The 15,134-nt window shown below is 63.5% G+C and carries 9 protein-coding genes and 1 tRNA gene; 7 read left to right on the forward strand and 3 right to left on the reverse strand.

The window, feature by feature from the left end:
• Nucleotides 1-129 precede the first annotated feature (129 nt).
• Together pyk and FB389_RS01370 are read left to right on the forward strand one after the other, a co-directional pair.
• Nucleotides 130-1,548 carry a pyruvate kinase gene (pyk, locus tag FB389_RS01365; RefSeq protein ID WP_142111027.1) on the forward strand — a complete coding sequence of 473 codons (1,419 nt, stop codon included), beginning with the start codon at nt 130-132 and terminating at the stop codon, nt 1,546-1,548.
• A 180-nt stretch (nt 1,549-1,728) separates the two neighbouring features.
• Nucleotides 1,729-1,805: transfer RNA gene (locus tag FB389_RS01370), tRNA-Leu, on the forward strand.
• A 692-nt stretch (nt 1,806-2,497) separates the two neighbouring features.
• Here FB389_RS01370 and FB389_RS01375 read toward each other — a convergent pair.
• Nucleotides 2,498-3,571, reverse strand: a complete 1,074-nt coding sequence (locus FB389_RS01375) for a YdcF family protein (protein WP_170207820.1) — start codon at nt 3,569-3,571, stop codon at nt 2,498-2,500.
• 432 nt (nt 3,572-4,003) lie between these two features.
• Between FB389_RS01375 and FB389_RS01380 the strand changes: the two genes are divergently transcribed.
• From FB389_RS01380 to FB389_RS01395, 4 genes are all read left to right on the forward strand, one after another.
• Nucleotides 4,004-5,200, forward strand: coding sequence for an Nramp family divalent metal transporter (locus tag FB389_RS01380; RefSeq protein WP_246043634.1), 1,197 nt, complete (start codon nt 4,004-4,006; stop codon nt 5,198-5,200).
• 208 nt (nt 5,201-5,408) lie between these two features.
• Nucleotides 5,409-9,767, forward strand: a complete 4,359-nt coding sequence (locus FB389_RS01385) for a glucodextranase DOMON-like domain-containing protein (RefSeq protein WP_142111030.1) — start codon at nt 5,409-5,411, stop codon at nt 9,765-9,767.
• Between the two features lie 205 nt (nt 9,768-9,972).
• Nucleotides 9,973-10,548: an NADPH-dependent F420 reductase gene (locus FB389_RS01390; RefSeq protein WP_142111031.1), complete on the forward strand. Its 576-nt coding sequence runs from the start codon at nt 9,973-9,975 to the stop codon at nt 10,546-10,548.
• Between the two features lie 82 nt (nt 10,549-10,630).
• The gene (locus tag FB389_RS01395) at nt 10,631-11,464 is read left to right on the forward strand and encodes a VOC family protein (protein ID WP_142113388.1); all 834 of its coding nucleotides are present in this window, start codon (nt 10,631-10,633) and stop codon (nt 11,462-11,464) included.
• Between the two features lie 99 nt (nt 11,465-11,563).
• On the opposite strand, the gene FB389_RS01400 is transcribed toward FB389_RS01395, so the two are convergent.
• Nucleotides 11,564-12,022, reverse strand: coding sequence for a MarR family winged helix-turn-helix transcriptional regulator (locus FB389_RS01400; RefSeq protein WP_142111032.1), 459 nt, complete (start codon nt 12,020-12,022; stop codon nt 11,564-11,566).
• A gap of 87 nt (nt 12,023-12,109) precedes the next feature.
• Here FB389_RS01400 and FB389_RS01405 point away from each other — a divergent pair, with 87 nt between their 5' ends.
• Nucleotides 12,110-13,333, forward strand: a complete 1,224-nt coding sequence (locus tag FB389_RS01405; protein ID WP_142111033.1) for a multidrug effflux MFS transporter — start codon at nt 12,110-12,112, stop codon at nt 13,331-13,333.
• A 58-nt stretch (nt 13,334-13,391) separates the two neighbouring features.
• Here FB389_RS01405 and FB389_RS01410 read toward each other — a convergent pair whose 3' ends face one another.
• Nucleotides 13,392-15,107: an alpha/beta hydrolase gene (locus FB389_RS01410; RefSeq protein ID WP_142111034.1), complete on the reverse strand. Its 1,716-nt coding sequence runs from the start codon at nt 15,105-15,107 to the stop codon at nt 13,392-13,394.
• Nucleotides 15,108-15,134: the final 27 nt, after the last annotated feature.

The following is a 15,134-nucleotide window of genomic DNA, read 5'->3' on the forward strand; positions in this document are numbered from 1 at the left end:
ATTTACACACTACCGATCAACCTCTTGATAGTGGCGTGCGCACGTGCGGTTGCCGCTATGCCTAATTGACAGCCAACTACTAGACCGAAGTCCCGATCTTCGGTCGGATTCCCGACTAGGGTGGAGTACATGCGAAAAGCGAAAATTGTTTGCACAATCGGACCGGTAACTGCATCCCCTGAGCGTCTGCGTGAACTCGTCGACGCCGGCATGGATGTGGCACGAATCAACCGCAGCCACGGAGCTCCCGAAGAGCACGAGGCGGTCTTCCACGGCGTTCGCGCCGCGGCGGCTGCCGCTGGCCGCAATGTGGCAATCCTGGTGGACCTGCAGGGCCCCAAGATTCGCCTCGGAAAGTTCAAGAACGACGAGAAGTACTACCTCAACGAGGGCGATACCTTCACGATCACGACGGAAGACGTCGAAGGTACCAAGGAACTGGTTTCGACCACGCACAAGGGTCTGCCGCACGACGCACGCGTCGGCGACCCGCTGCTGATCGATGACGGTAAGGTCACGGTCCGCGTTGTCGCGGTCGAGGGCCCCCGCGTCGTGACGCGCGTCGAAGTTCCAGGACCCGTGTCGAACAACAAGGGCATCAACCTTCCTGGCGTTGCTGTCTCCGTACCTGCGCTGTCGGACAAGGACGAAACCGACCTGCGCTGGGCGTTGCGCCTGGGCACCGATTTCATTGCCCTCTCGTTTGTTCGTTCCGCCAAGGACTACGACGACGTCGCCCGCATCATGGAAGAAGAGGGCCGCAAGGTCCCCGTCATCGCCAAGGTTGAGAAGCCGCAGGCGGTTGAGAACCTCGAAGAGATCGTCAAGGCATTCGATGGCATCATGGTTGCCCGCGGTGACTTGGGCGTCGAGCTTCCGCTCGAGCAGGTTCCGTTGGTGCAAAAGCACGCCGTCGAGTTGGCTCGTCGCAACGCGAAGCCCGTAATCGTCGCGACCCAGGTGCTGGAATCCATGATTTCTTCGCCTCGTCCCACACGCGCCGAGGCATCCGACTGCGCCAACGCCGTTCTCGACGGTGCGGACGCGGTCATGCTTTCCGGCGAGACCAGCGTCGGTGACTTCCCGATCGAGACCGTGCGCACGATGGCACGGATCATCGAGGCCACCGAGACGCTTGGTGCGGAGCGGATCGCCCCGCTCGGGTCGGACCCGCACACCCGTGGCGGCGTCATCACGCACGCAGCCGTCGAGGTCGCAGCGGAACTGCACTGCAAGTACGTGGTGACTTTCACGCAGTCGGGCGATTCCGCTCGTCGCGTGTCGCGTCTGCGTAACCAGGTGCCGCTGCTGGCGCTGACGCCCAGCGAGGACGTCCGTAGCCAGCTGGCGCTGTCCTGGGGCACCAACGCTGTCAAGGTAGAGACCGTCGACAACACCGACCAGATGGTTACCCAGGTCGACAGCACGGTTCGCGAACTCGGCCTTGCCGAGGACGGGGACCTGGTGGTCGTCGTTTCGGGTGCACCGGTGGGTGTTCCCGGTACCACCAACTCGATCCTGGTTCACCGCATCGGCGAGGGCCGCTAGGACCTAGTCAAGTAGTTTCGCCTCCCGCTCGGGGGCGAACACCGCAGTTGCACATAGCCGAACGGGTGGCGGACACGATTATCCGCCACCCGTTCGGCGCCCACCCCGACGCGCGTAGTGCTCGCCGCAGGTCGTTTGGCGTTCACATCCACCGATGGTGTAAAGTCGCTGACGGTAAATGCCCCGGTAGCCCAACTGGCAGAGGCGTTCGGCTCAAACCCGATCCAGTGTGGGTTCGAATCCCACCCGGGGCACCAATCGATGTCGAATGACATCAGGTCGGCCCGAACTCACAGTTCCGTGAGTTCGGGCCACTTTCTTTTTTGCGCGCAATCCCGTAGATCGCGGGCGTCGTGTCTCGCCTTCGCCCGCCGGGTGCGCCGTGTCTCGCCTTTTCGTCCGCCGGGTGCGCCGTGTCTCGCCTTCGCCCGCCGGGTGCGCCGTGTCTCGCCTTTTCGTCCGCCGGGTGCGCCGTGTCTCGCCTTCGCCCGCCGAGTGCGGTGGTTTGTGCGGGGGTTTTGACTGGAAGGGGCGCGGTCGGCGCGTGTGGGGGTGTCCGGGGTCGTCGAGTGCGGTGTTTTGGTTCGAGTGTGGGGTTTTGTGCGGGGGTTTTGACTGGAAGGGGCGCGGTCGGCGCGTGCGGGGGTGTCCGGGGTCGTCGAGTGCGGGGTTTTGGTTCGAGTGCGGTGGTTTGTGCAGGGGTTTTGACTGGAAGGGGCGCGGTCGGCGCGCGCGGGAGTGCGCGAACTCGTCGAGTGCGGGGTTTTGGTTCGAGTGTGGTCTCGATACGCGCGCTTCGCGCGCACTCGACCAGCGGGCCGGGGACTTTGCTGATCGAGTGCGCCGCGGGGGTGGTCTCGATACGCCCGCTGCGCGGGCAACTCGACCAGCGGGGTTTTGGTTCCAGTGCGGAGGCTTGAGCGGCGGTGGTCTCGATACGCCCGCTGGCTTACAGGTAAGAGGCCACCAGGCCGGCCGCAAACGGAAGCAGCAGGATTGCTACGGCGATGACGTTTAGTGTCAGGTGCTCGCGCAGGACGGCGATGTACTCGCGTAGAAAGGCCGTGGGCCAGTAGTAGCCCGCGGTGGGCGAACCCACGGCGTATCCTCGCCATTTCATCTTGCGCATGAATATCGCGGCCCGGAACGCATGAAAACTCGAAGTGGCGATCGCGACGGGGGAGTCCGGGCCGCTCGCGCGCAATAGTTCGCGCGAAAACTCTAGGTTTTCCATGGTGGTGCGAGAACGGCGTTCGAGCCGAATGTCGGATCCGACTAAACCCTGCCCGAAGGCGTAATCCGCCATCGCGGCGGCCTCGCTCACTCTTTCGCGGGGGCCCTGTCCACCGGAGACGATGAGCACCGGGCGCGATCCCCGCCGGATCCATCGTTGCCGCTCTTTAATGCCGCGTTCCACCCGCGCCGCGAGCAGGGGCGTCACTGTCAGCCCCCGGATCAGACCCGAACCCAAGACGATCACGGCCACGATCGGTTTGCGGCGGACCCGCCCCGCATAGGCTACGTAGAGGCGCGACCACAATAGGTATGCGATGAGCCCAAAACCTATGTATCCCGCGGGCAGAGTGAGCGCCACGAGGGTCAAGAATATGGGCTCCCGATTGGTGAGGATGCTCCACACCATGGCGCCCAAGAAGGCAAGAATGCCGCCTCCGGTGATGAGGGCCAGAGCGTGCGAAAGCGACCGGCCCTCCCGGCGCACCACAAGAACTCCGGTGAGGATAAGAAATACGGCGATGACGGTCATGGAGAGCAGGCCGACCGCAATCACGCCGAATAGCACCCAGGCCTGCGCATTTGTGGCGGCGATCTGCTGATCGGTGGACGACCCGGGGCCGGCAACGGCCTTGCCGAGCGCAACCAGCACCTCGGTAACAATGCCGAAGGCGATCACGACGATCGTCGATAAGAGGTAGACGCCGATTCGCACCTTTCGTGGATCGCGCCAAGCTGAGTATGCCGTGAGCGCGCTGAGCGCGGCGGCTACTATCCAGACATCGATCACTGAAGTCCTCCTCCAATCGTGGACCCGAACACGGGCCGTCGCGAACAGGATGCCCGCGGGGGCAGGACGGTGGCGCGGGCTCATGGGACCGCCCGGCGAATCCGGCGCGTGAACGCGCATCCGCAAACCGCCCCAGAGACCGCAGTGCCGGGGGCCCGGCCTGCGCGCACTCCAAATTTACAGGCATTGCGCCTCCCGTATTCGGTACTGGCATCCGCCGTGTCCACGCGACGGTGTGGGACGCCACCGCACCCGGCGTGAGGTGCACCAGAATCATACACTTCGGCGCACCGAACACGGCGTGTTAGCATTTCCGAATACTGCGATCGATTGGCGCAGCCGACGGGCTAGACGAGGGGAAACGTGCGCACTGTAGAAGAAGTTGAGACGCAAGAAGTGGCATCGCCGCACGGGCGACTAGAGCGCAAGCTCATGTGGCTGCTCGGACCGGCTTTCGTCGCCGCGATCGCGTACGTGGATCCCGGGAACGTCGCGGCCAACCTTTCGGCGGGTGCCGGCTACAAGTACTTGCTCGTGTGGGTGCTGGTTGTCGCCAATGTCATGGCCGTGGTCATCCAGTATCTATCGGCCAAACTGGGAATCGTGACCGGCAAATCGTTGCCGGAAATCCTGGGGGAGAGGATGCCTCGCGCGGGGCGCCTAGCCTATTGGGTGCAGGCGGAACTGGTCGCTGCGGCCACCGACCTAGCGGAGGTGATCGGCGGCGCGATAGCTCTGCATATCCTGTTCAACGTTCCATTGGTGCTGGGCGGGGCAATCGTAGGGGTCGTTTCGCTTGCGATCCTTGCGGTGCAATCGCGACGAGGCCAGCGCCCCTTCGAATTCGTCATCATGGCGCTGCTGTTTATCATCACAATCGGCTTCATGGCCGGGTTGGTTGTCAGTCCCGTTGATTGGGGACAGGCCGCGGAGGGCCTGGTGCCACGGTTCCAGGGTGCCGACACGGTACTTTTGGCTGCAAGCATGCTCGGTGCAACCGTCATGCCCCACGCGATTTACCTGCATTCATCGTTGGCCCGCGATCGGCACGGTGCCAGCAATAGCCCCCAGCGGATCGGTCGGCTCCTGCATGCCACCAAGATCGACGTCATCTTCGCTTTGGTGATCGCGGGCTCGGTGAACATCGCCATGCTCCTGCTCGCGGCGGCATCACTGCCGGGGGTCAGCGGCACCGACACCATCGAGGGCGCGCACGCGGCGATCACGAATGCTCTGGGGCCCGTGATCGGCGTGATATTTGGAATTGGGCTGCTTGCCTCGGGCCTGGCCTCGACCTCGGTGGGATGCTACGCGGGGGCCTCGATCATGGACGGGCTACTGCACGTCCGCATCCCCCTGCTCGTGAGGCGTTCCGTAACCATCGTTCCGGCGCTGGTCATCTTGGCGGTCGGGGCGAATCCAACGTGGGCCTTGGTCCTATCGCAGGTGTTCTTGTCCGTCGGCATCCCATTCGCGCTGATCCCGCTCGCTTGGTTGACAAGTCGGCGCGCTCTGATGGGGTCGTTCGTGAACGGTCGCATCATGCGGGCAACGACGATCGTCGTGGTCATCGCGATCATCGCGCTCAACGTCGCGCTGCTGTACCTGACCTTTACTGGCCGCGCCTAATAACCGACGGTGACGGTCTGAAAGGGAATGCAATGTGAGGCCGTTTCAATCTTGAGGGCCAATGTGGCATGATGTCGTTGTCACTTCGTGCAGTAGTTACACCGAATTTGGACTAATCCGACGCAGGGTTGGGAACATTTTGGACATACCGTGACCGACTGCACACCAGAGGGATAAGCGATGCTGCTTACCCAGAAGAGGAGCCACGATGTCATCACCTGGTCCGTTCCACCGCAGAAGAAGGGCGTTTGTGGGCGCCCTGGCAGGCTTCACGATGCTGGCTTCGGCCGGCCTCACCGCTGCTCCCGCAGCACAGGCCACAGCCGAAGCCAGCTCCGATGCCGACGGGTGGTCGCTAGTTTCGACCAACCCGTTTAGCGAGAGCTACTTCCCGACATTCACGGGCAACGGCTATTTCGCAGCCCGCGTCCCGGCACAGGGGCAGGGATACAGCACGAACGCGGGACTGGGGAATTCCTCGCCCGTTACAACGTCTTTCGAGATCAACGGCTTCTACACCGGCAAGAATGTGACCGATGTGGCGGATGACTCAGACGATGACGTCAGCAAAGAATGGCGAGTTTCGGGGCCTGGTTGGACGGGCCTAGACATCTCGGACGGTTCGGGGAGCTTCGACGACGCCTTCGCCCCCGCCAGCAGCTTCACTGGACCGTGCGAGGTCGGTAACCCGTGCCAGGCAGAAGACGGTACACTTTCCGGCCCGTCGGTTGCGACCGATCACACCGGCTACAACGGCACCGGATTCACGCAAGGATGGGGCACCGTCGGGAACAAGATGACGATCGACGTCGCCGGTTTGGAAGCCGGCACGCAGTACGACGTCGTCGTCCGTTACGCCGCCGGATTCCATGCGCAGGCACCTGATGGCGCCGACCGGCGTCTCACCTTGAGCATAGGTGGAGCGCAGTCCGTGATCGACCTTCCCACCGTTTCCTTCGACGAGGGCAACGGTTGGGATCAATGGGGCGAGGCACGCCAAACCGTTGAGGTCACCGACGCGGATTCACCCCTGGTTCTGGAATGCACGGACGCCGACTATTGCGGCGTGAACGTTGATCAGATCGCGGTCGTCGCTCAGGGCGCGGATGTGCCTGCAACCTCCAGCGCGCAGATCACGCCGGAGATTCGTGGCATCTCTAATTACAAGCAGACGCTCAACATGAAGACAGGCGCCATTTCGACGGCGGCCACCTGGACGGCGCCGTCGGGCAACGTCAGCGACGTCGAATACACCGTGCTTACGGATCGGTCCAACGATCAGCGCGGGCTTGTGACGCTAAAGTTCACTCCGCAGTGGAGCGGCACCGTGGATGTCACCGATGTCCTCGACGCACGATCAACCGAAAACGTTGATTCCTTCACTCCGCACAGCGATGCCTCCACCAACACCATCGGCCTGACCACAGCGCTGCGGCACACGGATGTTTCGGCAACGTACGCATCGGTATTGGAGGGTGAGGGCACGCTCAGCCAGGCAACCGGGCTCTCGGCCAATTCAGTGGGACAAAAGCTCACCGCCGATGTGACCGCGGGTACCACGTACACATTCACGAAGTACGTCGGATTGACAAGCTCGGACGATCAAGACAATTCGTACGAGGCCGCCTCTTCCATTGCAGCCGCCGCAGCGGAATCGGGCGCGTCCAACGTGACCGCCGCGAACGACGCCGCGTGGGCCACCATCTGGGAGGGAGACATCCAGATCAAGGGAGACGACGATCTCCAGGACCAGGTGCGCGCGTCGCGCTTCTACCTCATGGCTAGCGTCGGCACACGGTCGTGGTCGCCTTCGCCGACGGGGCTCTCGTCCAATAATTATGGTGGTCACGCGTTCTGGGACACCGAAACGTGGATGTGGCCGTCGATCGTGGCGCAGAACCCCGAGGCTGCAAAGGGCGTGCTGGACTATCGGTCGAAGCGCATCGCGCAGGCGGCCTGGAATGCAGCAAACACGCTGGAGCGCAGCAAGGACGCCCGCGGCAGTGACGACCTGCCGGCGGACAACAACTTCGTGCGCACGTCGTACGAAGGCCTGCGGTTCCCGTGGGAGTCCGCCTACAACGGCACCGAAAGCACCGAGTCATACTTCTTCGGTGGCCACGAGATCCACGTGACCGCTGACATCGCGCTCGCCTATTGGCAGTACTACATGGCGACCGGTGATAAGGAATGGCTGGAATCGACCGGATGGCCCGTCATCAGCGGCACCGCGGACTTCTGGGTTTCGCGGTCCACCAAGGACGATTCCGCGGACCTCTACCACATTTACGACGTGACCCCGCCGGATGAGTGGGCGTCCAACGGAAACAACGGCCGCGACGACAGCGCCTACACGAACACGGCGGCGTCCAAGAACCTGGAGATCGCCATTGAGGCGGCCGAGGTCCTGGGTGAGACGGTCAAGTCTGGCTGGACCGAACGGGCCGGCAAGTTCTACATCCCCACCGATGACACGCTCGGCATCACGCAGGAATACAGCGGGTACAACGGCAGCACGATTAAGCAGGCCGACGTGGTCATGCTCAGCTACCCGTGGCAAAACGGGCAGAGCGACGCGGTGACCGCAGCGAACCTGGACTACTACTCGACCAAGGTCGATGAAAACGCGAGCCCGTCGATGACGGATGCAATCCACTCGATTGTTGCTGCGGAACTGGGGCGCGCGGACGAGGCGTACTGGTACACGGGTCGCAGCGCTGGTGGGTTCCTGCGAGGAGACTTCAAGCAGTTCACCGAAGAACGCGGTGGCGGTCACGCCTTCACGTTCATCACCGGAGCCGGCGGATTCTTGCAAGAGTTCCTGTACGGGTACAGCGGGCTTCGCTGGGGCACCGACGGGCTGACACTTAGCCCGATACTTCCCAGCGCGCTGGATGAGATCAAGCTGACCGGCCTGAAGTACCAGGGCAGCACGTTCGACCTGACGATCGGCAAAGAAAAATCCGTCGTAACTGTCACGGCCGGGTCCGACCTCAAGCTTGCCGACGGGAAGACGGTGGCCAGCGGCGACTCGTTGACCATTGACACGCGTGAAGGCAGCGACTACGGCACCAAGGTCGGTTCCCTGCACGCTGATTCCGGGAACGACAACGGTTCGGGCGACTACAAGTACCCCACCAATTCGGTGTTCGCAGACAAGTCTTTCGACATGACGGACTTCGAGGTGTACCGCGAGGGTGACAACATCAACCTGGTGACACGAGTCTCGGGTACGGTGACGAACCCCTGGTACCAGCAGGGAATGAGCTTGCAGCTTGTGCATGCCTACATACGTGACGGCAATGCGACGTCCACCGGGACGACCGCCGCGATCAGTGGTACCAACGTCAACACGGCAAGTCCGTGGCAGTACGTGGCCGTTGCCAACCCGCGCAGCGATGGGGGCAAGGCGACCGGGCTCTACACTGCCGACGGAACAAAGGTGGCGAGCGCCACGATTCAGGTGCGCCAGCAGCACGATATTGTGCTCACGTTCCCGGCTTCCGCGTTCGGGGACCTGGATTGGTCCAAGGCGTCAGCTTCCGTGATGATGATGAGCTCGGATGAAAACCCAACCGAGAACAACATCCGGCAGCTGGTTGCGGGTGGCACGAACGAGTGGCGCTTCAGCTCGGCAAGCGCGACTGAGGCGACCCTGGCTAACTACGGCAACGTGATCAAGACGTTTGTTTCCGCCGACACCACGCAGGCCGAGGCCCTGGCGCCGCAGGTCGGTGGGCCGGTCGTCCCATTCGTCGCGCTCAATGCGGAGACTGACCCTGGTACGGATCCGGGGACTGACCCTGGTACGGATCCGGGGACTGACCCGGGGACTGACCCGGGGACTGACCCGGGGACTGACCCTGGTACGGATCCGGGGACGGACCCTGGTACGGATCCGGGGACTGACCCGGGGACTGACCCGGGGACTGACCCGGGGACTGACCCGGGCGGCCAGACCACGATCGTTGTCGATGCGCCCACGCTCAGCCGCACGACGCAGGTCTACGGCGCTGCGGCAAACAAGCGTGCCACGTTGACGACATCGATCAATACCACCGCGACCGGAACCGTTGCATTCGTGAGCGGTAACAAGACGCTCGCAACTGCCACTCTGGTTGCTAAGGGAGGCAAGTCGGTCGCGACCGCCACCGCCGCTGCGAAGCTGGCACCGGGGGTCTATGGGCAGATTCGAGCGGTCGTCAAGACCACGAGTGGCCAGACCGTGGCATCGAAGCCCGCCGCGAATTCGCTTACGGTCAAGAAGGCCGCCGCAAAGAAGGCGAAGGTGAAGACCAAGTCCTTCAAGAAGGGGAGCCGACCGATCATCAAGGTGAAGATCGCGAAGCTCTCGAACGGCAAGAAGGCCAAGGGCAAGCTCACGGTCTACGTGAACGGCAAGAAGGTCAAGACCGTCAAGGTGAAGTCCAAGAAGAACGGCATCACCACGATCAAGCTGTCAAAGAAGTACAGCAAGACGATCAAGGTGCGAGTGAAGTTCGTTCCGAAGTCCAAGAAAACGGTTGCCGTGAAGAAGTTCAAGGCAATCAAGCTCAAGGCACGCTGAACCTAGTAGCGGATGCGGGGCCCCGGCAGTCCGCCGGGGCCCCGCATTTTTGTGCGCGTGGTGAGGGAACTCGTCCCTCATAATGCGTCGGAAATGGAATCGCTGGCCCGGGTGACGCGGCGAGTACTTGCATCTACAACCAATAGGTGGTTATAGTTGTAGCAACAACCTAAATGGTTCGTAGATCAAGGAAAGCGTGGGAAAAATGTCCAGCATCACAGTATTTGGTAACGGAAACATGGGGCAGGCAATCGCCGGCGTGCTGACCAAGGGCGGCGCGAGCGTTGACCACATCGGAAGCGGCGACGCGGGGGCCGCGGTTACCGGCGACGTCGTGATCCTGGCGGTGCCTTATCCCGCGCTCGACCAGATCGTGCAGGCCTACGGCGCGCAGCTCGCCGGCAAGATCGTCGTAGATATTACCAACCCGCTCAACTTCGAGACCTTCGACTCGCTGGTCGTGCCCGAGGGCAGCTCCGCGACGGCCGAACTCGCCGCCAAGCTCCCGAATTCACGCGTACTCAAGGCATTCAACACGACCTTTGCCGCGACCCTGGCGACCGGCAAGGTGGGGCAGGACGTTACCACCGTGCTGGTGGCTGGTGATGACGCCGAGGCCAAGGCCACCCTCATCGGCCTCATCGAAAACGGTGGCCTGCGCGCCAAGGATGCCGGAAGCCTCAAGCGCGCCCACGAGCTCGAGGCGCTTGGGTTCCTGCAACTGACGCTGGCGGCCTCGGAGAAGATCGGCTGGACCGGTGGGTTCGCCGTTATCGACTGATTCGGCGCGCGCCGACGCGGGCGGCGCCGTCGCCCATGACCCGCACGGAGGCGTCGCAGATCGCCTCAGTCAGCGTGCGGCCATGGGCGCGGTGACGCTCAACGTGGCGGATTTGGATGCGATGACGCGGTACTACTCGCAGGCGGTCACGCTGCGCGTGCTGTCGCACGATCACGATCGCGTCGTGCTGGGTCGCGGCGGCGAGCCCGCAGTGATTCTGGTCCACGAGCCGTCATTGCGCCACGCGCCGAGTGGGGGCGCAGGGCTATTTCACACCGCGATCGTGTTCGACACCCGCGCGGCGCTGGCAACGGCGGTTCTTTCGACGATGCGATACGCACCGGGAACCTTTGCGGGCAGCGCGGATCACCTGGTCAGCGAGGCCTTCTACTTCACCGACCCTGAGGGTAACGGGGTCGAACTGTACTTTGATCGTGAACGCACGACATGGTCGTGGGTCCACGGTCAGGTCGCCATGGATACGTTGCACCTCGATCCGCGCGCCTATCTCACCAAATATCTGCCAGCCGACGAGGCCGCCGACCCCGGCGCTCACGCCGACGGTAGGGTCGGGCACATTCATTTGTCCGTCGGCAATGTCGCGGTTGCGCGCGACTTCTACGTGAACCGATTGGGATTCGACGTCACGGCCACGCTGGGGTCGGCCGCGCTATTCGTGAGCGCGGGCGGGTACCACCACCACATGGCCATGAACGTGTGGAACAGCCGCGGGGCGGGGCGGCGCGGTCGCACCCTTGGCCTAGCCGAGGTGGGGATCGTGGTTCCATCTCGCGAAGACGTCGAGCAGACAAGCGATCGCCTGGGGCATTTCGGTGTTGCGGTGCGCGACGACGGCCGCGCGATTTCGTTCGCGGACCCGTGGAATAACACCGTCACTCTAACGCCTAACGCCTAACGCCTGACGCCTGACGGCTACGGACCGTTTTCGGTGCGGGCGGATTGTTGCGGTGCAAGGCTGGCGCGGCGGTGGCTTGACGAGGATGGCTTGCGCCGCCTAGCGGCGCAAGCCATCCTCGATTTCGGTCAGCGCGCGCAGGAGTCGGCCGGCGGCCGGGCCGCGCGGTACCAAGTCCTCCAAAGCGTCTGCCGTTATGTCCCGCACCATGGCAATGGTTCGTAGGGCCTCGTCGGTGACGTGCAGCGATATCTTCCTGCCGTCGCCTTCGACGCGCCGCTTTTCGATAAGGCCCTGGCGCGCAAGCGAACGCAACGCCGCGCTCGTGTTGCTTGCCTGCATGCCGACGCTCTTGGCCAGGTCCTTCGGGGAGACGCCTCCGTGCATCTCGACGTACCTGACGATAAGAATCTCAAGGGGAGTGAGTCGCGCGACGGCGGGATGTCGATGCGCGATTTCGGTGAGGTAGCGAGCGATGGCGGTGACGTACCCGCCGATATCGGCCAGATCGTCCCGCCTGGTCGCCGCGCCGCTCTTGGCGCCGGTCACATTGTTCATAATCTCCTGCCGTTAGGTGTCTAAGTGGCGCTACACTGATCTAGTTATCCTTTCATAACTAGATGGATTTGGTGGAACGTAACCGCAATGCCCGAAATCGCGTCCCAAAAGCATGTCATCACCCGGCCGATCCTGCTCACCCTTGCTCTCCTAGCAGCATTGGCGCCGATCGGAACGGACCTATATCTCCCGGCATTCCCCGATCTAGCCGTTCGGCTCTCCGCATCGACCGCCAGCGTGCAACTGACACTGACGGCATTCTTGGCGGGGGCCGGTGTGGGGCAATTGGCGTTCGGGCCCCTATCCGATCGCGTCGGGCGCCGCGGGCCGCTCCTTGCCGGGTTGCTCGCCTGCGTGCTCGCAGGCATCATGACCGCACTTTCGCCGTCTATCGGCGTGCTCATCGCCGCACGATTCGTCCAAGGATTCACCGCGGCAGCGGGCATGGTCCTGGGGCGGGCGATGGTTTCGGACGTCTCGCACGGCTTGGAGGCCGCACGGGCGATGAGTCTGCTGATGGTCGTGGGCGGGGTCGCGCCGGTGGTGGCCCCGGTAGTCGGAAGCGCACTCACTGCTCCCCTCGGATGGCGCGGCCTGATGTGGATCATCGCTGCTCTGAGCGCCATCGGCCTTGCCTTGGCCGCCGCCTTTCTTCCGGAGACTCACAAAACGGCCGCACCGGCCGCCGCGCATGATCGCGGGCAGCGGGGCCTGGCACAGAGCTTCGCCACGCTTCGCAACGGGAGGTACATTGCCTACACGATTACGTTTTCGTTCGCCTTTGCGACCATGATGGCTTACATCTCCGCGTCACCCTTCGTGTACCAACAGGTCCTGGGGCTCACGGAGGTGCACTACGGGATCGCATTCGGTCTCAACGCCCTAGCCCTCATGGTCACCAGCGGGTTGGCGGCGAAGCTCACCCACGTTCACGGTCCGCACAAACTCGCTGGATGGGGCCTGACAGGGGCGGCGGTCGGCGCATTGGCGACCTGCGTGGCCGCGGTCAGCGCCGCGACGCCGATCATCTTGATGGCGGCACTGTTCGTTACCGTTGGATCGCTGGGATTCGTATTCGGCAACTGCACCGCGCTTGCGCTCGATTCGGTGCGGTCCGTGGCGGGCACCGGATCCGCGGTGCTGGGCGCGATCCAGTTCCTGCTCGCGGGCCTGGTAGCACCGATTGTCGGGCTTGCGGGCGAACACACTGCAATTCCCATGGGCGCGACGATGGTGGTTCTCATCGCGGTGTCCGCAACGGCGTTCTTGACGGTGAGAAACCGCCCCGGCGTGCCGGACGCCGGCCTGTGATACGGATCCGCTCGGCGGGACGCACGTTGTTGGTAACGCGGGCGGAGGGCGCGGCCGCCTAGGCTTGGGAAACCATAGGCGTCATGAGGGCAATGAGTCGATCGGTGTCGCTTTGTGACCATCCGCTCGGCGCCCCCACCGCCTCCAATGCGCGCGCGTATTCGAGGTGATAGTTGTGGCCGTGACCCTGCGGCACATCGCCCGCAACGAACAGGTCAAATGACACCTGCCAGAATGTCACCAGCGGTATCCATCGCATCGTTTCGGATCGATCGGGTCCGGCCGGTTCGGAAAGCCAATCCGGCTTGTTCCACGCGAGCGCGGGACTCCACCACACGACGGGGTCGGAGGCGTGTTGCAGGTATACGGTCCGTTGCGGTCCCCACTCGTCTTGCAGGCGCCACAAGGAATCCGCCGGCGTCAAGGAAGTGAGCCAACGGACCTGCGCTCCATCATCCACAATCGGGTGATATTCAAGTGATCCACGATCCCGATTGGCCGTTTCGGTGCTCCACAGCGACGTGAAGTTCGGCGTTCCGGCAAAAACTGCGCCATCGCTGCGCGCTGCAAGGTCCTGCGTTCCCGAAAACGCCCCCTGCGCGCCGTAGGAGCCCAAAGACAGGCCGTACACAAGCAGGTATGGGCGCGTTGCCTTGGGCAGCGTCGACCATTTTGCGTACACGGCATCGAATAGGGCGGTGCCCGCCGCGGGAGGGGTCGCTCGGTCGGATAGAAACCCGACCCAACTGGGGAGGAAGGAATACTGCATCGTCGCGACAGCGGTGTTGCCCGCGTGCTGATATTCGAGCGCGGTCAGGAACGACGGGTCGATCCACCCGGTCCCGGTGGCCGTCGCGACCACCAGCACGTCGCGCTCCCACGCCTTGGTCCGATCGAGTTCATCGACGACCAGCTGCGCCTCTTCGGCGAGAGTGCCCGCGGACCTGAGGCCCGCGTAGACCCGGATCGGCTCAATCGCGGTGGTGTCCTGGAGCGCCTCGGTCGCGGCGGCGAATTGGCCGAGCTGGGCGGTCGAGGCGCCTCCGGCGACGAAGTTGCGCCCCTGTCTGCCCAGGTCGTCCCAGTTCACCAACGACCCGGGTCCGCCCGACCGGAGCTGCGAGGTCGGCCGCGCAACGCCGGCGTCGGTCGTCGTATCGACCTGCCCGTAGATGGACTTGAGGATCCGCAGGGTGCCGTCGACCACCGCGCCGTTGAAGGTGAGCACAGTGAGCGTCGCAACCAAAACGGTGGCGATTGTGCGGGAAACCGGCACTGGCAAGAAGCGGCCCAGCCAGTGCGCGACACGCACCCCGAGCCAGCGCAGGCCTCGTCCCATCTGTACCAGCACCACGAAAATGGCCAATGCGATAAAGAGCACCTGGAACACGCGGGCCGGCGGAGCCGTATCAATGCCCACAAGTGCACGGATCTGCGCCTGCCACCGCTCACCCAGGTACAGGAACGTGGGGATGGAAAGCAGTGCGATTGCCGCAACTACAATCCCAAAGACGCGCCTGGTGTGTGGCTTCCAGGTGACGGTGAACCCCAGTGTGCGGTAAATCCAGGCGCTGGCGATCCCCACGGCGTACCCGATGGCAGAGGCGATTCCCGTCAAAAGGGCCTGGTACACGCCGTGTCGCGGCACGAGCGATGGCGTCTGGGCCAGGCAAAAGAATCCGATGGCGATGAGCAGGCCGCCATGGCTGTACGACCGGGCCTGGTTGGCTAGAGCACGCGCGACGCAACGAACCAGTCGCGATGGTGAAGGCATGGCCTCAGCCTATCGAACCTGCCCGGG

Origin of the sequence: Rarobacter incanus, from assembly GCF_006715765.1 — a bacterium.
GTDB classification, from domain to species: Bacteria; Actinomycetota; Actinomycetes; order Actinomycetales; family Cellulomonadaceae; genus Rarobacter; species Rarobacter incanus.